This window comes from Stella humosa (genome assembly GCF_006738645.1).
In the GTDB taxonomy this organism is placed as follows: Bacteria; Pseudomonadota; Alphaproteobacteria; order ATCC43930; family Allostellaceae; genus Allostella; species Allostella humosa.
Genome location: NZ_AP019700.1, coordinates 2,229,019 through 2,249,158 on the forward strand (window position 1 = coordinate 2,229,019; position 20,140 = coordinate 2,249,158).

The window sequence follows — 20,140 nt, forward strand, 5'->3', positions numbered from 1 at the left end:
GATGATGGCGGATTGACGGGCTTGGCCCTTGTCTGCTTAGGTGACGGTTGAACCGCACAGCGTAGCCGGGGGGCGGATGGCCGGGCGGACTATCACGCGAGCGCATTTGAGCGAGGCCGTCTACCAAGAGGTCGGCCTGTCACGCAACGAATCGGCGGCCCTGGTGGAGCGCGTGCTCGACGAGGTCGTGACGGCGCTTACTCGCGGCGAAATGGTGAAGATATCCTCGTTCGGCAGCTTCGCCGTGCGGCAGAAGGGGCGCCGCGTCGGGCGCAACCCGAAGACCGGCGACGAAGTGCCGATCCTGCCGCGTCGGGTGTTGGTGTTCCGCGCGTCGCACGTCTTGAAGAACCGCATTAATGGAATCGTCGAACCCATTGATTCCAGTCGCGAAGATGATTGAGGGTAGTCGATGACCTTGTCTTCCGGCGATGAGGCGGTATCCGCGCGGCGGGCGAAGTCCGCGGCGGCCTTCCGCACCATCAGCGAAGTGGCCGAGGAACTGGACATCCCCCAGCATGTCCTGCGCTTCTGGGAGACCAAGTTCACGCAGATCCGCCCGCTGAAGCGCGGCGGCGGCCGGCGGTACTATCGCCCCGAAGACGTGCTGCTGCTCCAGCGCATCCGCCGCCTGCTGTATGACGAGGGCTATACGATCAAGGGCGTGCAGCGCCTGCTGCGCGACGGCAAGCAGTCGGCCAAGCCGACGGCCGCGCCAGCATCGTCGACGCCCGTGGCGGCCGAGCCGGAGGCCGCGCCGGACTCCGCCGAGGCCGGCGAGGACGACGTGCTGGAAGAGGCGAACGCCGAGATCACCGCGCTTCGCTCGGCCCTCGAGGACGCACTGAACGAACTGGTCGTGCTCCGCGCCATCCTGAAGACGGTCGATCCGCGGGCGCTGAAGAAGGTGAATCCCGGGCAGGGCTGAACCTCGGCAGATTCCTCGTCGCGAACGCCGGATCGGGTTTGCAACGGCCGGGGTGGATCAGTATAGTCCGGCTCCCTTCGGGCGGCCGTCGCGCCGCCCGCCGGTCGGAGCGTAGCGCAGCCTGGTAGCGCATCAGTCTGGGGGACTGGGGGTCGTCGGTTCAAATCCGGCCGCTCCGACCAACTATTCCAATCACATCCAATTCGCCGCTTGGTGTGGGCCGCTCAAGAGCGGTCCGTTGGGCCGAGCGTCGCGTGTATGGCCGCGATCAGGTCTTCCGGCGTGAACGGCTTCCGCAGGACCGGCACCGCCAGGAACTCGTCGGGGATCGCATCCTTCCGGGCGCCGGTGCAGAACATGAATCGCACGCCCCGTCGGAGGAAATCGGCTGCCAGCGGCAGCGCCATGCGTCCGCCGAGATGCAGGTCGACGATGGCGAAGTCGACCGGATGGCGGGCGAGGTGGCCGGCCGCCTCGGCGATCGAATGAACGGTGACGGGTTCGCCGAACCCGATGTCCCTCAATATTCCCTGCAGCATGAGCGCGACCGGTGCCTCGTCCTCGACGACCAGCGGCCGGATGGCGGCCCAGGACGCAGGATAAGGCACCGGCGCTGGCTTCTATTTGGCGACGATCGTGGCCGCACACTCGGAGGCAGAGATGGCCATGGCGGCAAAGCTGCAGGCGGTCGACTCCGAATACTCGCGCTCGATCGTGCAGGTGACGTCGCCCTGTACCGGGCCCTGCGTGCGCTTTGCCACGATTTCCATGTAGCATGTGGCCACGCTGTAGAGCTGAAGGCCAATGCCGTACCTGCCCTCGGGGCCGTCGACCGCGGTGTAGCGGTTGATGGTGTGGAAGGCCGGCTGGTTGGGCATCAGCGTCGTGTTGACGTGCTGCTGGTCAGAGCCATGCTGGACATAGGCAATAGCCGGTCCCGAAGTCTGGTTCAGGAACGAGACATTGATCTTGATGTCGACGGCATGGGCCGCCGTCGCACTCGCGCAGGCGAGGACCACCGCAGCCGCGGTAGCAACCGATCGGATTCGCATAGTCCCCTCCATATGACCCGGGGCGCCATGCGGCCCGGTCGTGCCGTCGACGGCCCGCTTGCGGCGGGCCGACGCAGGATTCAGCGCGTGCCGGCGGCCGCGCGGGCGGGGGCCGATGCGATCTGCTCGTCGACATAGCGGTCGACCAGTTCGACCAGCTGGTCGACCTTGTCCTTGTAGAAATGGTCCGCACCCTTGATCGACTTCAGGGTGACCGTGATGTCACGCTGGCTGTTCAGCTTGTTGGCCAGCTTCAGCACGGCTTCCTCGGGCACCAGCGTGTCCAAATCGCCATGGACGATCAGGCCGGAAGAGGGGCAGGGCGCCAGGAACGAAAAATCGAACATGTTGGCCGGCGGCGAGACGGAGACGAAGCCCGCGATTTCCGGCCGGCGCATCAGCAACTGCATGCCGATCCACGCGCCGAAGGAAAAGCCGATCACCCAGCAGCTCGGCGCGTTCGGATTGTAGGTCTGCAGCCAGTCCAGGGCGGCGGCCGCGTCCGACAATTCGCCTTCGCCGCGATCGTAGGTGCCCTGCGAGCGGCCGACCCCGCGGAAGTTGAAACGCAGCGACGAAAAGCCCCGGCGAACGAATGCCTGATACAGGTTGTAGACTATTTTGTTGTTCATCGTCCCGCCATGCTGCGGGTGCGGATGCAGCAGCAGGGCGACCGGTGCATTCGGGGTCCGGGCATGGGAATAGCGCCCTTCCAGGCGCCCTTCCGGGCCGTTGATGATGACTTCCGGCATCGCTCTCCTCGGGTGACGATGCGCTGGCGCCCGGCTGGGGTGGGACGCCAACGCGCTAAACTTGACTGGATTAGTAGGGATACCTATATCTCGCGCACCGGCTCTCCCGCCCTGCCCGGGCCCGAAAGCCGCAGCTAACATAGTGGGATCGATGGTCTTTACCAACCTTCGCGATGATATCGCCGCCGTGATGGCCCACGACCCCGCAGCCCGGTCGCGGCTGGAGGTCCTGCTGTGCTACCCGGGGATCCACGCGCGCATCTTCCACCGCTGGGCGAATGCGCTGTGGCGCCGCCGCTGGTGGACTTCGGCCCGTTTCGTGTCCCATGTCGGGCGCGTGGCGACGGGGATCGAGATCCATCCCGGTGCCACGCTGGGAAAGCGCCTGTTCATCGACCATGGCATGGGCGTGGTGATCGGCGAGACGGCCGAGGTCGGCGACGACGTCACGCTCTACCAGGGGGTGACGCTGGGCGGCACCTCGCTCGACAAGGGTAAGCGCCATCCGACGCTGGGCAACCGCGTCATCGTCGGCGCCGGGGCCAAGGTGCTGGGTCCGCTGATGATCGGCGATGGCGCGCGCATCGGCTCGAACGCCGTGGTCCTGAACGACGTGCCGGAATGCACCTCGGTCGTCGGCATCCCGGCCAAGGCGGTGAAGAGCAAGAACCCGGCCGTGCCGGATACCTTTGCCTCCTATGCCAACGTGCCGGGCGAGGTGGCCGACCCCGTGGCCCGCGCGCTGACCGACCTGCGGGACGAGGTGTCGCGGCTGCGCTCGCGGGTGGCCGAGCTGGAATGCGCCAGCGACGACCATCGCCGCGCCTCCGAGGCGGCGTTGCGCATGGAAAGGGTGGAGCCGTGAAGCTCAGTACCAAGGGCCGCTATGCGGTGATGGCGATGGTCGACCTGGCCAGCCATGGCTGCGGCCGGCCGGTCGCACTCGCCGACATCGCTGACCGGCAGGAGATCTCGCTCTCCTACTTGGAGCAGCTTTTCGCCAAGCTGCGCCGCGGCGGGCTGGTGCGCAGCGTGCGCGGGCCTGGCGGCGGCTATCTCCTGGCGCGAACCAGCGGCGAGACGCGGATTTCCGACATCATCCTGGCGGTCGACGAGCCGATCCGGGCGACGCGATGTTCGCCCGGCGTGTCGCGCGGTTGCCATTCCGACAAGAGCCGCTGCCTGACCCATGACCTGTGGGAAGAACTAGGCAACCAGATCCATCTCTATCTGAGCGCGGTCAGCCTGGCCGACGTGTGCGAGCGCCGCATCCTCGGCACCAGCGGCGTCGTCCACCATCGCGCCATCGCCGCGGCGGCGGAGTAGGGGCAGCACCATGACCGCCTATCTCGACCACAACGCGACCAGCCCGCTGCGCCCGCAGGCGCGCGATGCGATGGTGGCGGCCCTGGCCGAGTGCGGCAACCCGTCCTCTCCGCATGCCGCCGGGCGGGCGGTGCGGGCACGGGTGGAGGCGGCCCGGCGCCGGATCGCGGCTGCGTTCGACATGCCGTCGGACGCCATCGTCTTCACCAGCGGCGGCACCGAGGCGAACAACCTGGCCCTGCGCGGCACCGGCGCGGTCACCGTGCTGGTATCGGGCATCGAGCATGATTCGGTGCTGGAAGCCGCACCCCGGGCCGAGCGCATTCCCGTCGACGGGAATGGCGTCGTCGATCTGGCCTGGCTGGAAGCGCGCCTTGCGACCGGTGGCGTCGGGCTGGTTTCGGTGATGCTGGCCAACAACGAGACGGGCGTCATCCAGCCGGTGGCCGAGATCACCCGCCTGGCCCATCGCGAAGGCGCGCTGGTGCACGCCGACGCCACCCAGGCGGCAGGGCGGATCCCGGTATCCTTCACCGATCTCGATGTCGAACTCATGACCATCTCGGCCCACAAGCTGGGCGGGCCGCCCGGCATCGGCGCGCTGCTGATGCAGGAGGGGTTCCCACTGCGACCATTGCTGCGCGGCGGTCGGCAGGAAAATGGGCTAAGGGCTGGCACGGAGAACGCTCCGGCGATCGCGGGCTTCGCGGCGGCGGTGGATGCCGCGGCCGCGCCGGACGCTGGTGTCGGAGTGCTGCGCGACCGGCTGGAGGGGCTGCTGCTGGCGGCCGTGCCGGAAGCGACGATCTTCGGGCGCGCCGCCGAGCGGCTGCCCAACACGATTGCCGTCGCCATGCCCGGGGTCCCGGCGGAGACGCAGGTGATGGCGCTCGACCTGGCGGGGGTAGCGGTCAGCGCCGGCGCCGCCTGTTCGTCGGGCAAGGTTCGGACGTCGCCGGTTCTGGCGGCGATGGGGGTGGATGCGGCACTCGCCCGGCAGGCGATCCGCATCAGCCTCGGTTGGAACAGCACGGCCGACGATGTCGCGCGCTGTGCCGATGCCTGGGGTGCGCTGTGGGCGCGCGCCGCCGGGCGCGCACGGGCGGCGGCCTAGGGCCGGACGCGGATTTGCGAGGAGCAGGACATGCCTGAAGGCGGCACGATCGAGCGGAACGACACGGGGTATCCGATCTACCTGGATTATCAGGCGACGACGCCGACCGACCCGCGCGTGGTCGAGGTGATGCTGCCCTACTTCACGGAGCGGTTCGGCAACCCGCATTCGCGCAACCACCGCTACGGCTGGGAGGCCGAGGACGCGGTCGAGGTCGCGCGCGGCCAGATCGCCGCGATCATCGGCGCCGACGCCAAGGAGGTCATCTACACCTCCGGCGCCACCGAATCGAACAACCTCGCCATCAAGGGCGTGGCCTACTTCCATCGCGAGAAGAAGCGCCACTTCGTGACCGTGGTGACCGAGCACAAGTGCGTGCTCGACAGCTATCGCCACCTCGAGGAGGAGGGCTTCCGCGTCACCTACCTGCCGGTGCAGCAGAACGGCCTGGTCGACCTCGACCAGCTCCGCGAAGCGATCGTGGAAGACACCGGCATGGTGTCGGTGATGGCGGTCAACAACGAGATCGGCGTCATCCAGCCGCTGGCCGAGATCGGCCGCATCTGCCGCGAGAAGGGCGTCTATTTCCATACCGACGCGGCCCAGGCGGTCGGCAAGATCCCGCTCGACGTCAACGCCATGAACATCGACCTGCTCAGCATCTCGGGCCACAAGATCTATGGGCCCAAGGGTATCGGCGCACTCTATGTCCGCCGCAAGCCGCGGGTGCGGCTGCAGCCGCTGATCACCGGCGGCGGCCAGGAGCGCGGCCTGCGCTCGGGCACGCTGCCGACGCCGCTCTGCGTCGGCCTGGGCGAGGCCTGCGCCATCGCCCAGCGCGAGATGGCCGACGAGGCCGCCCGCCTGGAGGGGCTGCGCGCCCGCTTCTACGACCAGATCACGGCGCGCCTGCCGGAGGTCTACCTGAACGGCGACACCCAGCATCGCATCCCGGGCAACCTCAACCTCAGCTTCGCCTATGTCGAGGGCGAGGGGCTGATGATGGGGATCAAGGGGCTGTCGGTCTCGTCGGGCTCGGCCTGCACGTCGGCCTCGCTGGAGCCGTCCTACGTGCTGCGCGCGCTGGGCGTGGAGGAGGAGATGGCGCACACCTCGCTGCGCATCGGGCTTGGCCGCTACACCACCGAGGCCGAGGTCGACGCCGCGGTCGAGCAGATCGCCGCCAACGTCACCAAGCTGCGCGAGATGAGCCCGCTGTGGGAAATGGCGCAGGAGGGCATCGATATCCGCTCGATCAAGTGGGCGGCGCACTGATTGCCCGCCCATTACGCACTGATCGGTTGCCACGGCCCCGCGAAGGGGCCACATCCTGCATAGGAATACGGGAGAGCTGAAATGGCCTACAGCGACAAGGTCGTCGACCACTACGAGAACCCGCGCAACGTGGGCACGCTCGACAAGAATTCCGAGGATGTGGGCACCGGCCTGGTGGGCGCGCCCGCCTGCGGCGACGTGATGAAGCTGCAGATCAAGGTGGGCGCCGGCGGGCTTATCGAGGACGCCAAGTTCAAGACCTTCGGCTGCGGCTCGGCCATCGCTTCGAGCTCGCTGGCGACCGAGTGGATCAAGGGCAAGACGCTCGACGAGGCGGCCTCCATCCGCAACACCGAGATCGCCCAGCACCTGTCGCTGCCGCCGGTCAAGATCCATTGTTCGGTTCTGGCCGAGGATGCTATCAAGGCCGCCGTCGCGGACTACCGCGCCAAGCAGCCGAAGGCCAGCGAGGCAGCCGAGTAGGGGCTTCTGCCCCGATCGGCCATCTGGCGACACCCTAATCTGGAGCAAGGCGAAATGGCGCGACCGCAGGCCATGTTGATCACGGACGCCGCTGCCGAGCGCGTGAAGGCGCTGCTCGACGGCCGCGGCAAGCCGTCGGCCGGCATCCGCATCGGCGTCCGCACGAAGGGCTGCTCGGGCCTGTCCTACACGCTCGAATATGCCGACGAGGCCAACAAGTTCGACGAGGTGGTCGAGGCCAAGGGTGTGCGCATCCTGATCGACCCCAAGGCCAGCATGTTCATCATCGGCACCGAGATGGACTTCGTCGACGGCAAGCTCGAATCCGGGTTCGTCTTCAAGAACCCGAACGAGAAGGGGCGCTGCGGCTGCGGCGAATCCTTCCACGTCTGAGCGGCGACGCAAACCCGCGCGACGACGGCCTTCTTTCGGCGATCCTGCCATCCCGCTAGACGGAGCGAAGTCGAGGCCGCCCGGTGATCCCGTCCGGGCGGCCTCGATCCTTATTGAACCATGGCGACACCTGTGACCCAGACCGGCAATGCGGTTGCCCCCGTCCAGATCCAGCCCTGCTGGTCCTGCCGGGGTCCGCTGGCCGCCGACGCGGCGTTCTGCGCGACCTGTGCGGCGGTGCAGCCGCCAGGACAGGCCGACCATTTCGCGCGGCTGGGCTTGGCGCGTCGGTTCGACATCGAGCCGGCCGCCCTCGACCGTGCGTACTTTACCCGCCAGCGCCTGTTCCACCCCGACCGCTTCGCCGGCCGTTCCGCGCGCGAGGGTGCCATCGCCGAAAGCCGTTCGGTGTCGCTGAACGCCGCCTACGAGACCCTGCGCGATCCGCTGCGCCGGGCCGGCTACCTGCTGGAACTGGCCGGGCATCCCGTGGCGGGTGATGGGGCCACGATCGCCGACCCCGAGTTGCTGGTCGAGGTGATGGAGCGCCGCGAGGCGCTGTCGGAGGCTGCCACCGCGGAGGCGGTCACGGCCATCGTCGTCGATACCCGCGAGGAAAGCCGGGCCGCCCATGCCGCGCTGGCCGCTGCCCTTGCCGAAGCCGACTATCCCGCCGCCCGCCGCCATGCGACGCGCCTGCGCTACTTGGCGAAGATCGCCGACGAGGCCCGGCGCCGGGCCGCCGACCTGGAAAGCCGCGCGGCATGATGCTGCTTCAGATCCATGAGCCGGGCGAGACGCCACTACCGCATGAGGAACGCGGCGTGGCCGTCGGCATCGACCTCGGCACCACCAATTCCGTCGTCGCCGTCGCGACCGATGGGCGGCCGCAGGTGCTGCGCGACGCCGATGGCCGTGGCCTGGTGCCGTCGGTCGTGGCCTATGCCGATGGCGCCCCGCCCCTGGTGGGCGAGGCGGCCCGTCGCCGCCTGCTGGACGAGCCGGACCAGGTCGTTTCCTCGATCAAGCGGCTGATGGGCCGCGGTGCCGGCGAGGGCAAGGCGCTGGCCGGCACCTTGCCCTACCGCATCGCAGAGCCGGCGCCGGGCGAGGGCGGCATGGTCCGCCTGTTGGTCGGCACCCGGCGCCTGTCGCCGGTGGAGATCTCGGCCGACATCCTGGGCGCGCTGAAGGCGCGCGCGGAAGCCGCGCTCGGCCGCAGTGTCGAGCGCGCGGTCGTCACCGTGCCCGCCTATTTCGACGATGCCGCCCGCACCGCCACGCGCGACGCCGCCCGCATCGCCGGGCTGGAGGTGTTGCGCCTGGTGAACGAGCCGACGGCGGCGGCGCTTGCCTATGGGCTCGACCAGGGGGCCGAGGGCCTCTACGCGGTCTACGACCTGGGCGGCGGCACGTTCGACCTTTCCATCCTGCGACTGGAGAAGGGTGTTTTCCAGGTGCTGGCGACCGGCGGCGACGCGGCGCTGGGGGGTGACGACTTCGACCATACGGTGGCCGAGCATTTCCTGGCCCAGTCTGCGGCCACCCGGCCGACCGAGAGCGAGGCCAAGCTGGCGCTTGCCACGGCGCGCCTGGCCAAGGAGTGCCTGACGACCCAGGACAGCGGCGACTGGCGCATCGAACTGGCCGGCCAGATGCGGCAAGTGACGCTGGACCGGGGGACGCTCGATCGCCTGATCGCCCCGCTGGTCGACCGCACTGTCGCGATCTGCCGCGAGGTGATGGCAGAGGCCGCGATCGAGCCCGCCTCCATCCAGGGCGTCGTGCTGGTCGGCGGGTCGACCCGCGTGCCGCTGGTGCGCGCGCGGGTGGAAGCGCTGTTCGGCCGCCCGCCGCTGGCCGACATCGACCCGGACGAGGTGGTGGCGCTGGGGGCGGCATTGCAGGCCGAGGCGCTGACGGTCGGCTCCGACACGCTGCTGCTGGATGTGACGCCGCTGTCGCTCGGCATCGAGACCATGGGCGGCATCGTCGAGAAGGTGATCCAGCGCAACACGCCGATCCCGGTCTCGCGCGGGCAGGAATTCACCACATACCAGGACGGGCAGGGCGGCATGCTGTTCCATGTCGTCCAGGGCGAGCGCGAGACGGTGGACGAGTGCCGCTCGCTGGCGCGCTTCGAGCTGCGCGGCATCCCGGCAATGACGGCTGGCGCCGCCCGCGTGCTGGTCACCTTCGCGGTCGATGCCGATGGCCTGCTGACGGTGTCGGCCGAGGAGAAGACGACCGGCGTGCGCCAGGCGGTCGAGGTGAAGCCGTCCTACGGACTGGCCGACGAGGAATTGATCCAGATGCTGCGCGACGGCATGGAGCATGGCGCCCGCGACATGGCGCGCCGCCTGCTGATCGAGGCGCGGGTCGAGGCGCGCCGCGTGCTGCTGGCGCTGGCAGCCGCCCGGGCCGCCGACGCCGACCTGCTGCCGGCCGAAGAAGCCACGGCGGTGGACGATCAGGTGGCCAGGCTCGAATCCCTCTTGCAGGCGGACGACCGGGACGCCATCAACAGCGCGGTCGAGGAACTGGAGCGCCGCTCGCAGCCCTTCGCCCAGCGCCGCATGGACAAGGCCATCCGCCTGGCCCTGGCCGGGCGCTCGATCGACGAGGTGTCGGCGGCGACCGCCGGCACCCGGAACTGAACGCGACGTCAATCCCGAACGCGACCAACGGAATCCAGCCGATGCCCAAGATGACCTTCGTCGACACCGATGGCACCCCGCGCGAAGTCGACGCGCCGGTCGGCCTCTCCGTGCTCGAGATCGCGCACCGCAACAATATCGACCTGGAGGGCGCCTGCGAGGGCTCGCTCGCCTGCTCGACCTGCCATGTCGTCGTCGACCAGGAATGGTTCGAGCTGCTGCAGGAGCCGACCGAGGACGAGGAGGACATGCTCGACCTCGCCTTCGGCCTGACCCATACCTCGCGGCTCGGCTGCCAGATCATCATGCGCGACGAGCTGGACGGGCTGAAGGTGAAGCTGCCGTCGGCGACCCGCAACATGATGGTCGACAAGCGGTAGGACCGGCCGATGGCCCGCAAGCTGCGCTGGACCGACGTGGCCGATATCGCCATCGAGCTGGAGGAGGCGCGTCCCGACGCCGATGTCGTGAACCTGCGCTTCACCGACCTGTGGCGCTGGGTGCAGGAGCTGCCGGACTTCGCCGACGACCCGCAGAAGTCCAACGAGAAGATCCTGGAGGCCATCCAGATGGCGTGGCTCGATGAGCGGAGCTGACATCCTGATCGGCCCGGCGGATGGCCTGTTGCAGCGCCTGCGCGGCGCCTGCATCGGCGACTGGCGCGCCTACACCCGCCATCGGTTCGTGCTGGAGCTGGCCGCGGGCACGCTGCCGGAGGAGAGCTTTCGCCATTACCTGATCCAGGACTACCTGTTCCTGATCCAGTTCGCGCGGGCCTATGCGCTGGCGGCCTACAAGGCCGACGACGTCGCCGACATCCGTCAGGCCGCCAAGTCGCTGGCCAACATCGTCGACGGCGAGACCAGCCTGCATGTGCGCTTCTGCGCGCGCTGGGGCATCCCCGAGGCCGATATCCTGCGCGCGCCGGAAGCGACCGCGACCATGGCCTACACGCGCTATGTGCTGGAGCGGGGGATGGCGGGCGACCTGCTCGACCTGCTGGTGGCGCTGGCACCCTGCATCGTGGGCTATGCCGAGATCGCGCGCGAGCGCATGGCCGACCCGGCGACGGTGGTGGACGGCAACCCCTACCGCGAGTGGCTGGAGATGTATTCCGGCGCCGAGTATGGCGCGGTCGCCGAGGGGGCGGCACAGGCACTCGACCGGCATTTCGCCCGCCGCGGCGGCCCCGGTCGCATGGCGGGGCTGGAGGCGACCTTCCGCTCGGCGACGCGGCTGGAAGGACAGTTCTGGCAGATGGGCCTCGACCGGTCGATGTGATGGACGGGATCGACCTCGGCATTCCCAAGCCGCGCGGGGCCACCCGCGTGGTCGTCGCCATGTCGGGCGGCGTCGACAGCTCGGTCACGGCCGGGCTGCTGAAGGAGGCCGGCTATGACACGATCGGCGTCACGCTGCAGCTTTATGACCACGGGCAGGCCGTGGCCAAGCCGGGCGCGTGCTGCGCCGGGCAGGATATCCGCGACGCGCGCCGGGTCGCAGAGCGCCTCGGCATGCCGCACTATGTGCTGGATTTCGAGGAGCGGTTTCGCCGGGCCGTGATCGACGACTTCGCGGATGCCTACGTGGCCGGCGAGACGCCGATCCCCTGCGTGCGCTGCAACCAGCGGGTCAAGTTCCGCGACCTGCTGGACGTTGCCCGCGACCTGGGGGCGGACGCGCTGGCGACCGGCCATTATGTCCGCCGCAGCGTCGGTCCGGACGGGGCGGAGCTGCGCTGCGCCAGCGACGCCGCGCGCGACCAGAGCTACTTCATGTTCGCGACGACGCCGGAACAGCTCGACTTCCTGCGCTTCCCGCTGGGCGACCTGGACAAGGACACGACCAGGCGCCATGCCGCCCGCCTCGACCTGGCGGTCGCCGACAAGCCCGACAGCCAGGACATCTGCTTCGTGCCGACCGGCGGCTACGCCGCGGTGGTGGAGCGGCTGCGGCCGGGTGCGGTCGAGCCGGGCGACATCGTCCATGTCGACGGCACGGTGCTTGGCCGCCATGACGGCATCATCCGCTACACCGTGGGCCAGCGCCGGGGCCTTGGCATCGGCGGCCGATCGGATGCCGACGACCCGCTCTACGTCGTGCGGCTGGATGCCGGCCGCCATCGCGTCATCGTCGGGCCGCGCGCCGCCCTGGCCGTCGACCGGGTCGAGGTGCGCGACGTTTCCTGGCTGGTGGCACCGCCGTCGGCGGCACTGGCCGTCGGCGTCAAGCTGCGGTCGGCCCAGTCGCCGGCACGGGCGCGGGTCGAGGCGGCGGCGGCCGGCCGAGCCGTCCTCCATCTCGACCAGCCGCAGTTCGGCGTGGCCCCGGGCCAGGCGGCCGTCTTCTATGACGGCGACCGGGTGCTGGGCGGCGGCTGGATCGCGGCTGCCGGCTGAAAGATCACCTGGAAATCAGCAGGGGGCCTGCGGCCCGGCCACCCCGCGGATGAGGGTGTTGCCGTTGAGGGTGACGCCGGTGTCATGGCAGCGCATGATGCCGCCGCCCATCACGCGCTGCTCGGAACACCGGCCGCCATCGGTCGCCGCGGCGGTCGCACTGCGCGAGTAGTAGACGCTCCGGCCGGTCGTCACATACTGAACCGTCTGGATGCCATCCATCAGGTCGGTGAGCTGCGCGGCGCTGAGGACGAAGTTCTTATTGTAGCGGCAGACCTCGTCCAGGATGACAAGGCCGAGGTCGGTGGCGACAGCGGGGGATGCTACGGCGAGCAGGCCGACGGCGGCGGCAAGGCTACGCATGCTGAACCATCCTTCCCAGGGGTTCCGGACCCCTGATGGCAGAACGGTAACGACGATGCCACGATCACTGCGTGCCTGTCACCGGCCGCGATCCGGACGGCGCCCGAGGCCGGGGATTTCTCGCGGCGGCAAGGCGTCCTTTCCTTGACAGCCAGGGCGCCCAGCCCCTATACCCCGCTCCCGACTGCGGCGGCGGAGTAGCTCAGCGGTAGAGCAGGGGAATCATAATCCCTTGGTCGGCGGTTCAAATCCGTCCTCCGCTACCACCGCGTGTCCCTCGCGCCCAGCGCCACGGCGCGCCCTGCCCAATCCTGTTCCATACGGCATCGCGCCTAGCTTCGCGTCCTGGCGGCGATGGCCTGTGCGGTCGCCTCGACTGCGGCCGACAGTTCCGGCAGCGCGGCTGCGTCGGGCTGGTGTTGCAGGCGCTCGGCCATGGCCGTCACCCTGGCGGCCCCGATGTTTCCCGCCGCACCCACCAGTTCGTGCGCCAGCCGGGCTATTGCCTCGTCATGGCCCGGCAGGATGCGTTCGGCGGCCGCCAGCTTCGCGCGAGCGTCTTCCACGAACCCCTGCAGCAGTTCGTCGACGAAGTCGGACCCGAGCGACCGCACCAGCGAGTCGAGCCGGCCGGTATCGAGCACCGGCTCGGCCGGGACCACGACCGCATCGCCGCCGCCGGTTCCTCCGGTACCCGGCACTGCCGGCACCAGGCGGGCAATCGTGAGGCTGAGCTCTTCCCAGTTCACCGGCTTCGTCAGGTAGGCGTCTAGCCCGGCATCCATGTGGCGGGCCTGATGCTCGGGCAGGACGTCCGCCGACAGGCCGACGATCGGCACGTCGCATACCGGCGAAGGCAGGCTTCGGATTGCCCGCGCGGCGGTGGGGCCATCCATCTCTGGCATCTGGACATCCATCAGGACCAGGTCGAAGCCGCCCTTGCCGGCGGTATCCAGCGCCTGGAGGCCGGTTTCCACCGCCGTTACCTTGTGCCCCATGCGCTGGAGCATCGCCGTCAGCAGCCGCCGCAGGATCGCGCTGTCCTCGGCCAGCAGGATACGGGCCGCCCGCGAAGACTGGATGGGCACGGCCACGTCCCGGCGGCGTGGCGGCGCATCGGCCGGGCGGATGCGGATTTCGAAGCGGAAGGTGCTGCCGGTGCCGAACAGGCTTTCGACCGTGATCGCGCCACCCATCGCCTCCACCAGCCGCTTGGTGATCGCCAGGCCCAGGCCGGTGCCACCGAACCGTCGCTGGGTGGAGGCGTCTGCCTGGGTGAAGGGCTGGAACAGGCGCTGGCACTGTTCGGGCGTCATGCCGATGCCGTTGTCGCGGACCGCGAAGCGCAGGACGACGCGGTCGCCGTCCTCGGCACCCTCGGCGGTCAGCGCGATCTTGCCGCGATCGGTGAACTTGATCGCATTCCCGAGCAGGTTATAGAGGATCTGGCGCAGGCGGGAGGGATCGCCCAGGGCCCAGGGCGGCAGGTTGCTGCACGAGAAATCGAGCACGCTGCCCCGCACGGAGGCGCTGCGCGCCATGACGGCGACGACATCGCGCACGACCGTCTCGGGCGAGAAGGCCACTTCCTCGATGACGAGCTTGCCCGCGTCGATCTTGGAGAAATCGAGGATGTCGTCGAGCAGGGTCAGCAGCCCGCCGGCCGACCCGCGCAGCATTTCCAGATGCTCGCGCGCGTCGTCCGGCAGGCGCTGGTCGAGCAGCAGCAGGTCGGCCAGGCCGAGCACGCCGGTCATCGGCGTGCGCAGTTCGTGGCTCATCACCGCCAGGAACTGCGACTTGGCATGGTTCGCGCGCTCGGCCTCGTCCTTGGCGGCCGAGAGCTGGGCTTCCGCTTCCTTGCGGGCGCTGATGTCCTGGTTGATGCCGAAGGCCCTGAGCGGCGTGCCGTCGGGGCGATGGACGACCTTGGCGATCGCCAGGATGGTGAGAGACGGCCCGCTGCGGGGCTGGATGTGGAACTCCGCCTGGAAGTTGGACCGGCTGGCCAGGGCCTGCTGCCAGTCCTCAAGCACGCGGCCCCGATCCTCCTCGACGATGTAGGAAGCCCATTCCTCGCGCGTGCCCCCGAACGCACCCGGCGCCAGGCCATAGAAATCGTGCATCCGCTCGTCCCAGAAGAACGTGCCGGTCTCGCAGTCCAGGTCCCAGATGCCGATCTCTCCCGCCCCGACGGCCAGCGCCATGCGCTCGTGGATGGTGGCAAGCTGCGCCTGCGCGATGCGCAGGTCGGTGATGTCGGTCTGGGTTCCGATCAGTCGCCGGGCAGTGCCGTCCGCACCACGCTCGATAACGGTGCCGCGGCCCAGCATGGACAGCCAGCGACCGTCGCGGTGGCGGATGCGGAACTCCGCCTGGTAGGGGGCGCCGCCGGCGCCGGAGGGATGGGAGATGCCGGCCGTCACGCGCTCGCGGTCGTCGGGATGGACGCGGTCGATCCACTCCGCGATGTCGTCGCCGATCTCGCCCTCGCCATAGCCCAGCATGCGCTTCCAGCGCGACGAGAAGAACGTGCGCCGGCTGGCAAGGTCGCAGTCCCACACCCCCTGGCCGGCGCCCTCGAGGGCGAAGTTCCACCGGCTTTCGCTCTCGATCAGCGAAGCGCGCATGCTGGCGACCACGAGGGGGCCGAGCGCGATCAGCGTGACGCCCAGCCGGATGGACATGGCCGAGGTCACCATGTCCTCCGACCCGGGGACGTGCAGGATGCCGGCCGAGACCGCGACCAGGATCCAGACGCTGTAGCCCAGCGTCAGCAGCACGGTCGGAAACAGGCTGTAGGTCAGCGCGCACCACAGCAGCGCCGGCACCGCAAAGCCTATGGCACCAGCCCCGCCCACCAGGATCGTCGCCACCAGGGCGAAGAGCAGCGCCAGGATCGGGCCTGCGTTGGCTATGGTCACCTGGCGCCCGGCCGCGCGGACCGATCGCACGGCCTCCGGCCAGGTGGGGGCCGTCAGCACCACCGGCAGGACGACGATGCTGTTGACCAGTTCCGTAGCAACCCAGAAGCTGAAGCCGGTCAGCAGGCCGCGGTCGAACAGCAGCTTGGCCGCCCCCGCGCCGACCAGACCGGCACCTGTCGCCGCTGCAACGCAGATCGCCAGCAGATAGAGCACCGACAAGGGCCGGCGCAGCCTTCGATCCTCGTCCCCAAGCCGATGATAGAGCAGCAGGCCGACCAGCACGCCCGCCATGTTGGCCGCACTTAGCCAGATCGTGACGTTCAGCGTGCCCCGGGTGATCAGGTCGGCGGCCACGAAGCCGGCAAATGCGGCCAGCCCGGACAGCGGCGTCGCCATCGTCGGATTGCGGACCAGCAGACCGAGGAGCAGGGCATTCGCGGGCCAGAACGCCGCCAGCATGCCGACGGGGCGGGTGAGGATGCCGAACAGCGATGCCGCGAGCACCACGGCACCGATGATGGCGGCGTCCGTCAGCTCCCGTCCGATGGCGCCGAGCCACCGGCCATTGCCATCGGCCCGCTGCCCATCTGCCATGGCCACCTCCCCCTGGCGTCGCTGCCGACAACCATTGATCGAGGACACGGTAGCCGATGAAAGCGGATTGGGAAACCTCGGCCGCAATTAGGCCAGCCAGATCCCGCGCGGTTGGTTGGCTCTGGACTACCCGGCCGCCTGCGGATGACCGGGCGCGGTGGGCGGCTCCGCGAACAGGGATTCGATGGGTGCCGGTTCGCCCAGGAAATAGCCCTGTGCCATGTCGACGCCGATCAGGCGGATGGCCTCAAGGGTGGCTTCGTCCTCGACGCATTCCGCCACCGTGGTGATCCCCAGCGCATGTCCGACATCGTTGATCGATTCGACGATGCGCCGGTCGACCACGTTGGTCTGCAGGTTGCGCACGAAGGCGCCGTCGATCTTCAGGTAGTCCACCTCGAACTGCTTCAGGTACGAGAACGAGCTGAGGCCGCTGCCGAAATCGTCCAGCACCACGCGCGCGCCGGCCGCCCGCACCGCCGTGACGAAGCGCGAGGCGATGGCGAAGTTGTTGATGATCGCGGTCTCGGTGATCTCGAAATGCAGCCGCTCCGGCGCGATGCCGGCCGCCCGCATCTCCTCCAGCACGAAGGGCCAGAGCAGCGGGTCGCTCAGCGAGTTGGCCGACAGGTTGATTGCCAGCGTGATGTCGGGCGCATCCTGCAAGGCCTGGCGATGGGTGCGCAGCACGGCGCAGATCACCCAGCGGTCGATGCTGCCCATCAGGTCATAGCGCTCGGCCGCCGGGATGAAGGCGGCCGGGCCCATCAGTTCGCCATGCTCGTCGACCAGGCGCAGCAGGATCTCGAAGTGGCGGGTGCCGGGGTCGCCCTGGCGCAGGTCGCGGATCTCCTGGGCGTAGAGGCGGAAGCGGTTGGCTTCGATCGCCGCCCGGATGCCCGATGCCACGCGGATGTCGCGATGGTAGCGGTCGGCGTCGCCTTCGCCCGCGGCATAGACCGACACCCGGTTGCGGCCCCCCGCCTTGGCGGCGTAGCAGGCGACGTCGGCCTCCTTCAGCAGTTCCTCGTAGGAGTGCGAGCGGTCGCTGATCTCGGTCAGGCCGATGCTGGCGCCGACGTCGTAGATGCGCCCCTCCCACGGGAAGCGGAGCGTTTTCACCGCCTCGATGACCCGTTCGGCGATCGTCTCGGCCTCGTCGACGGCGCATTCGCGCAGCAGGATGCCGAACTCGTCGCCGCCCAGCCGGGCGGTCACGTCGCCCGGGCGGACCATGGCGCGGATGGTGCGCCCGATCAGGCGCAGCAGGGCGTCGCCGGCGGCATGGCCGGCGCTGTCGTTGACGATCTTGAAGCGGTCGAGGTCGAGGAAGCAGAGGGTCGACTGGCGGTCGCTCCCGGCCATCTCGCGCCGGGTCTCCTGCAACGCCAGTTCGAACGCGGCGCGGTTGGGCAGGCCGGTCAGCCCGTCATGCAGGGCCGAATGGGTAAGCTGCTTCTGCAGCGCATGCGCCCGCGTGATGTCCTGGAACACCAGCACGGCGCCGATGATCTCGCCCGATGCGGTGCGCACGGGCGCTGCCGAATCCTGGACGTTCATCCGGTCTCCACCGCGGCTGATCAGGACGGCCCCGTCCTGCAGGTAGTATGGCCGCATGTGGCGCAGGCATTCCTCGACCGGGCTGGCGACGGTCTCGCCCGTCTGCTCGTCGACGATCTGGAAGATCTCGTCGAGCGGCTGGCGGTCGGCCTCGCTCATGGCCCAGCCGGTTAGCTGCTCGGCGATCGGATTCATGAAGGTGATGCGCATGTCGGCGTCGGTGCAGATCACGGCGTCGCCGATCGAATAGAGCGTGATGCGCAGCCGCTCCTTTTCCTCGAAGAGCGCATCGGTCAGTCGGTGCTGCTCGGTCACGTCCCAGTGGGTGCCGATGATGCGCAGGGGCTGGTCGGCGCGGTCGCGCAGCACGCGGCCGAGGATGCGCATGAAGCGGACCGCGGCATCGCTGCGAATGATGCGGAATTCGCTGTCGAACGCCTCCGTTCCGGCCAGCGCCTGGTCGAACTCGCGCTGGACCCGCGACGCGTCGTCGGGATGCAGGCGCGCGGCCCAGGCGGCGCGCGTCGCCCCGAAATTGCCGGGCGCGGTGCGGTACAGCTCGTGCATCCGCTGGTCCCAGGTCATCAGGCCGGTAGCCACGTCCATTTCCCAGATGCCGACGCCGGCGGCCTGGACGGCTAGCTGCGTGCGGTCGGCGAGCGCCTGGAAGGCATCCTCGGCCTGCTTGCGCTGGGTGATGTCGGTGTGGGTCCCGATCATCCGCAGCGCCCGGCCTTCGTCGTCGCGCGCGATGACGCGCCCCCGATCGTGAATCCAGACCCAGTGCCCGTCGCGGTGCAGCATCCGGAACTCGGCCTCGAGCAGGTCGGTCTCCCCCTCGATGCATTGCCGGACCAGCTCCATGACGCGCGGCCGGTCATGGGGATGCAGCAGCCCCTGGAAGACAAGGTTGTCGTCGCCGAGATCCTCGGGCAGGTGGCCCAGGATCGCCTTCCAGGTCGGCGAGTAGTAGGTCGTCCCGGCCGGAACATCCTGGTCCCAGACGCCCTGGCCGGCGCTCTCCAGGGCAAACTGCCAGCGGCTTTCGCTTTCGATCAGGCTCGCCTCGGCCCGCTTGCGCTCGTCGATGTCCTCGATCTGGGCGATGAACCAGCGCGGTTCGCCGGTCTGCTCGTCGCGCACGGCCGATACCGACAGGGTGGCCCAGAAGATCCGCCCCGAACGGGTGACGAACCGACGCTCGGTGCGATGGTTGGTGCCGACGCCGCCCAAAATGGCCGGCGCGAAATCCAGTTCGCGCCCGGCATCGTCGGGGTGGGCGACCTCCGCGAAGAAGCGGCCAACCAGCTCCTGCTGGCGATAGCCCAGCATCGCCGCCACCGCCTGATTGACGCGCAGCCAGCGGCCATCCAGGTCGATGAGGGCGGTGCCGATGGCGGCCTCGTCCACGACGCGGCGGAACCGCGCCTCGCTGGCGACCAGCCGGTCGCGCAGCAGGGCCACCATGAAGGGGGGCAGCGTCGTCAGGGTGGCCGCGACATGCTCCTGCACCGGCAGGGCCGTGGCCTCGATCCCCGAAGCCGACAGGTACATCCGCACGATCACCGTGGCGACCGTCGACGAGGCCAGGATCGCGGTCTGGAAGGCATTGAGCCGCATTGCCGCCAGGATGAGCGGCAGGGCAACCACGATGAAGGGATAGGTCAGGTGGTCGAGTGCCAGCACGGTGATCGCCAGCGTGACGGCCAGGTGCGCGGCAAACTCGATCGCCGTCCGGCGGCGGCACCAGCGGGCGATCGCCGACTGGCTGACGGTCAGCGCCGTCGGCAGGATGATGGCCGCGCCCATGACCGAGCCCACCCACCATATCGCCGCCGAGCGGGTGAAAGGATCGCCCGACAGTTCCGACAGGGCGAGGGCCCCCGGCAAGGCGGTGACGGTCGGCGTGATGAAACCGGCGATCACGATGGCGGCGACGACGCGCCTTGGCCGCGACGGGTCGCGGCCGCCGACACGCCAGACCAGCGCCAGGGTCAGGGCGACCTCGAGCGTGTTGGCGACCGCCAGGGCCAGGGCCGGCGCCGCGCCGGCGCCGGTCGCGATATAGGCGGCGAAGATGCCGGCCAGCACGGCGGGCAGCGCGGCCAGGCGGCGCTCGTCCGGCCAGCGCAGCATCGCGGCTACGGCTGCCGCATTGGCCAGCCAGGGTGGCGCCAGGTTGCCCGGCAACCGGGCCAGCAAGATGCAGGCCAGGGCAAGCAATCCGCAGCCCAGCGCCAGCGCGACCAGCCGCACCGACAGCAGGCGCTCCGTCGGCGGGGCGTTCACGGACGGCGCGGCCTGGGTCATCGACGGG

At 69.4% G+C, this 20,140-nt stretch carries 20 protein-coding genes and 2 tRNA genes; 16 read left to right on the top strand and 6 right to left on the bottom strand.

Features of this window, described 5'->3' with window-relative positions:
* The first annotated feature begins 76 nt into the window (after nt 1–76).
* The 3 genes from STVA_RS10355 to STVA_RS10365 all read left to right on the top strand — a co-directional run bounded on the left by STVA_RS10355 (nt 77) and on the right by STVA_RS10365 (nt 1,110).
* Nucleotides 77–403: an integration host factor subunit alpha gene (locus tag STVA_RS10355; RefSeq protein WP_123687887.1), complete on the top strand. Its 327-nt coding sequence runs from the start codon at nt 77–79 to the stop codon at nt 401–403.
* A 9-nt stretch (nt 404–412) separates the two neighbouring features.
* A complete protein-coding gene (locus tag STVA_RS10360; protein ID WP_123687888.1) occupies nt 413–928 on the top strand; it encodes a MerR family transcriptional regulator in 516 nt (171 codons plus the stop codon).
* 105 nt (nt 929–1,033) lie between these two features.
* Nucleotides 1,034–1,110 (top strand) — tRNA-Pro (locus tag STVA_RS10365).
* A gap of 42 nt (nt 1,111–1,152) precedes the next feature.
* Here the strand turns inward: STVA_RS10365 and STVA_RS10370 are convergent.
* The 3 genes from STVA_RS10370 to STVA_RS10380 form a co-directional block, all read right to left on the bottom strand.
* Nucleotides 1,153–1,536, bottom strand: a complete 384-nt coding sequence (locus STVA_RS10370; protein WP_123687889.1) for a response regulator — start codon at nt 1,534–1,536, stop codon at nt 1,153–1,155.
* A 12-nt stretch (nt 1,537–1,548) separates the two neighbouring features.
* On the bottom strand, nt 1,549–1,980 hold the full coding sequence (locus STVA_RS10375) for a hypothetical protein (protein ID WP_142235730.1): 432 nt from the start codon (nt 1,978–1,980) through the stop codon (nt 1,549–1,551).
* A gap of 80 nt (nt 1,981–2,060) precedes the next feature.
* Nucleotides 2,061–2,732 carry an alpha/beta hydrolase gene (locus STVA_RS10380; protein WP_123687891.1) on the bottom strand — a complete coding sequence of 224 codons (672 nt, stop codon included), beginning with the start codon at nt 2,730–2,732 and terminating at the stop codon, nt 2,061–2,063.
* A 190-nt stretch (nt 2,733–2,922) separates the two neighbouring features.
* Here STVA_RS10380 and cysE point away from each other — a divergent pair, with 190 nt between their 5' ends.
* The 12 genes from cysE (at nt 2,923) to mnmA (ending at nt 12,379) form a co-directional block, all read left to right on the top strand.
* Nucleotides 2,923–3,597, top strand: coding sequence for a serine O-acetyltransferase (gene cysE, locus STVA_RS10385; protein WP_245978136.1), 675 nt, complete (start codon nt 2,923–2,925; stop codon nt 3,595–3,597).
* A complete protein-coding gene (locus tag STVA_RS10390; protein ID WP_123687893.1) occupies nt 3,594–4,058 on the top strand; it encodes an Rrf2 family transcriptional regulator in 465 nt (154 codons plus the stop codon). The genes cysE and STVA_RS10390 overlap by 4 nt, the downstream gene beginning before the upstream one ends.
* 10 nt (nt 4,059–4,068) lie before the next feature.
* Complete coding sequence (locus STVA_RS10395) at nt 4,069–5,172, top strand: cysteine desulfurase family protein (RefSeq protein WP_123687894.1); 1,104 nt, start codon at nt 4,069–4,071, stop codon at nt 5,170–5,172.
* Between the two features lie 30 nt (nt 5,173–5,202).
* A complete protein-coding gene (locus STVA_RS10400) occupies nt 5,203–6,447 on the top strand; it encodes an IscS subfamily cysteine desulfurase (RefSeq protein WP_123687895.1) in 1,245 nt (414 codons plus the stop codon).
* Nucleotides 6,448–6,528: 81 nt separating this feature from the next.
* Complete coding sequence (gene iscU, locus STVA_RS10405) at nt 6,529–6,930, top strand: Fe-S cluster assembly scaffold IscU (RefSeq protein ID WP_123687896.1); 402 nt, start codon at nt 6,529–6,531, stop codon at nt 6,928–6,930.
* Between the two features lie 54 nt (nt 6,931–6,984).
* Nucleotides 6,985–7,323 (top strand): HesB/IscA family protein, encoded by a 339-nt coding sequence (locus STVA_RS10410; protein WP_123687897.1) that lies wholly within the window; start codon nt 6,985–6,987, stop codon nt 7,321–7,323.
* Nucleotides 7,324–7,443: 120 nt separating this feature from the next.
* Nucleotides 7,444–8,091, top strand: coding sequence for a Fe-S protein assembly co-chaperone HscB (gene hscB / locus STVA_RS10415; RefSeq protein ID WP_123687898.1), 648 nt, complete (start codon nt 7,444–7,446; stop codon nt 8,089–8,091).
* Nucleotides 8,088–9,980: a Fe-S protein assembly chaperone HscA gene (gene hscA / locus STVA_RS10420; protein WP_123687899.1), complete on the top strand. Its 1,893-nt coding sequence runs from the start codon at nt 8,088–8,090 to the stop codon at nt 9,978–9,980. The genes hscB and hscA overlap by 4 nt, the downstream gene beginning before the upstream one ends.
* 41 nt (nt 9,981–10,021) lie before the next feature.
* A complete protein-coding gene (locus STVA_RS10425) occupies nt 10,022–10,360 on the top strand; it encodes a ferredoxin family 2Fe-2S iron-sulfur cluster binding protein (RefSeq protein WP_123687900.1) in 339 nt (112 codons plus the stop codon).
* A gap of 9 nt (nt 10,361–10,369) precedes the next feature.
* Nucleotides 10,370–10,576 (top strand): Fe-S cluster assembly protein IscX, encoded by a 207-nt coding sequence (iscX, locus tag STVA_RS10430; RefSeq protein ID WP_197735839.1) that lies wholly within the window; start codon nt 10,370–10,372, stop codon nt 10,574–10,576.
* On the top strand, nt 10,563–11,261 hold the full coding sequence (tenA, locus tag STVA_RS10435) for a thiaminase II (RefSeq protein WP_123687901.1): 699 nt from the start codon (nt 10,563–10,565) through the stop codon (nt 11,259–11,261). The genes iscX and tenA overlap by 14 nt, the downstream gene beginning before the upstream one ends.
* Nucleotides 11,261–12,379 carry a tRNA 2-thiouridine(34) synthase MnmA gene (gene mnmA / locus STVA_RS10440; RefSeq protein ID WP_123687902.1) on the top strand — a complete coding sequence of 373 codons (1,119 nt, stop codon included), beginning with the start codon at nt 11,261–11,263 and terminating at the stop codon, nt 12,377–12,379. Before tenA ends, mnmA begins: the two co-directional genes overlap by 1 nt.
* A 15-nt stretch (nt 12,380–12,394) precedes the next feature.
* On the opposite strand, the gene STVA_RS10445 is transcribed toward mnmA, so the two are convergent.
* Complete coding sequence (locus STVA_RS10445) at nt 12,395–12,742, bottom strand: hypothetical protein (RefSeq protein WP_123687903.1); 348 nt, start codon at nt 12,740–12,742, stop codon at nt 12,395–12,397.
* Nucleotides 12,743–12,933: 191 nt separating this feature from the next.
* Between STVA_RS10445 and STVA_RS10450 the strand changes: the two genes are divergently transcribed.
* Nucleotides 12,934–13,008 (top strand) — tRNA-Met (locus STVA_RS10450).
* Between the two features lie 66 nt (nt 13,009–13,074).
* On the opposite strand, the gene STVA_RS10455 is transcribed toward STVA_RS10450, so the two are convergent.
* Nucleotides 13,075–16,263, bottom strand: a complete 3,189-nt coding sequence (locus tag STVA_RS10455; RefSeq protein ID WP_123687904.1) for a PAS domain-containing protein — start codon at nt 16,261–16,263, stop codon at nt 13,075–13,077.
* 126 nt (nt 16,264–16,389) lie between these two features.
* Nucleotides 16,390–20,133, bottom strand: a complete 3,744-nt coding sequence (locus STVA_RS10460; RefSeq protein ID WP_123687905.1) for a PAS domain S-box protein — start codon at nt 20,131–20,133, stop codon at nt 16,390–16,392.
* Nucleotides 20,134–20,140: the final 7 nt, after the last annotated feature.

What these genes read in the sequence shown, in the direction of transcription:
- STVA_RS10355 (WP_123687887.1), top strand. Translation starts at nt 77, where the DNA reads ATGGCCGGGCGGACTATCACGCGAGCGCATTTGAGCGAGGCCGTCTAC.
- STVA_RS10360 (WP_123687888.1), top strand. Translation starts at nt 413, where the DNA reads ATGACCTTGTCTTCCGGCGATGAGGCGGTATCCGCGCGGCGGGCGAAG.
- STVA_RS10375 (WP_142235730.1), bottom strand. Translation starts at nt 1,980, where the DNA reads ATGCGAATCCGATCGGTTGCTACCGCGGCTGCGGTGGTCCTCGCCTGC.
- STVA_RS10380 (WP_123687891.1), bottom strand. Translation starts at nt 2,732, where the DNA reads ATGCCGGAAGTCATCATCAACGGCCCGGAAGGGCGCCTGGAAGGGCGC.
- cysE (WP_245978136.1), top strand. Translation starts at nt 2,923, where the DNA reads ATGGCCCACGACCCCGCAGCCCGGTCGCGGCTGGAGGTCCTGCTGTGC.
- STVA_RS10395 (WP_123687894.1), top strand. Translation starts at nt 4,069, where the DNA reads ATGACCGCCTATCTCGACCACAACGCGACCAGCCCGCTGCGCCCGCAG.
- STVA_RS10400 (WP_123687895.1), top strand. Translation starts at nt 5,203, where the DNA reads ATGCCTGAAGGCGGCACGATCGAGCGGAACGACACGGGGTATCCGATC.
- iscU (WP_123687896.1), top strand. Translation starts at nt 6,529, where the DNA reads ATGGCCTACAGCGACAAGGTCGTCGACCACTACGAGAACCCGCGCAAC.
- STVA_RS10410 (WP_123687897.1), top strand. Translation starts at nt 6,985, where the DNA reads ATGGCGCGACCGCAGGCCATGTTGATCACGGACGCCGCTGCCGAGCGC.
- hscB (WP_123687898.1), top strand. Translation starts at nt 7,444, where the DNA reads ATGGCGACACCTGTGACCCAGACCGGCAATGCGGTTGCCCCCGTCCAG.
- hscA (WP_123687899.1), top strand. Translation starts at nt 8,088, where the DNA reads ATGATGCTGCTTCAGATCCATGAGCCGGGCGAGACGCCACTACCGCAT.
- STVA_RS10425 (WP_123687900.1), top strand. Translation starts at nt 10,022, where the DNA reads ATGCCCAAGATGACCTTCGTCGACACCGATGGCACCCCGCGCGAAGTC.
- iscX (WP_197735839.1), top strand. Translation starts at nt 10,370, where the DNA reads ATGGCCCGCAAGCTGCGCTGGACCGACGTGGCCGATATCGCCATCGAG.
- tenA (WP_123687901.1), top strand. Translation starts at nt 10,563, where the DNA reads ATGAGCGGAGCTGACATCCTGATCGGCCCGGCGGATGGCCTGTTGCAG.
- mnmA (WP_123687902.1), top strand. Translation starts at nt 11,261, where the DNA reads ATGGACGGGATCGACCTCGGCATTCCCAAGCCGCGCGGGGCCACCCGC.
- STVA_RS10445 (WP_123687903.1), bottom strand. Translation starts at nt 12,742, where the DNA reads ATGCGTAGCCTTGCCGCCGCCGTCGGCCTGCTCGCCGTAGCATCCCCC.
- STVA_RS10455 (WP_123687904.1), bottom strand. Translation starts at nt 16,263, where the DNA reads ATGGCAGATGGGCAGCGGGCCGATGGCAATGGCCGGTGGCTCGGCGCC.
- STVA_RS10460 (WP_123687905.1), bottom strand. Translation starts at nt 20,133, where the DNA reads ATGACCCAGGCCGCGCCGTCCGTGAACGCCCCGCCGACGGAGCGCCTG.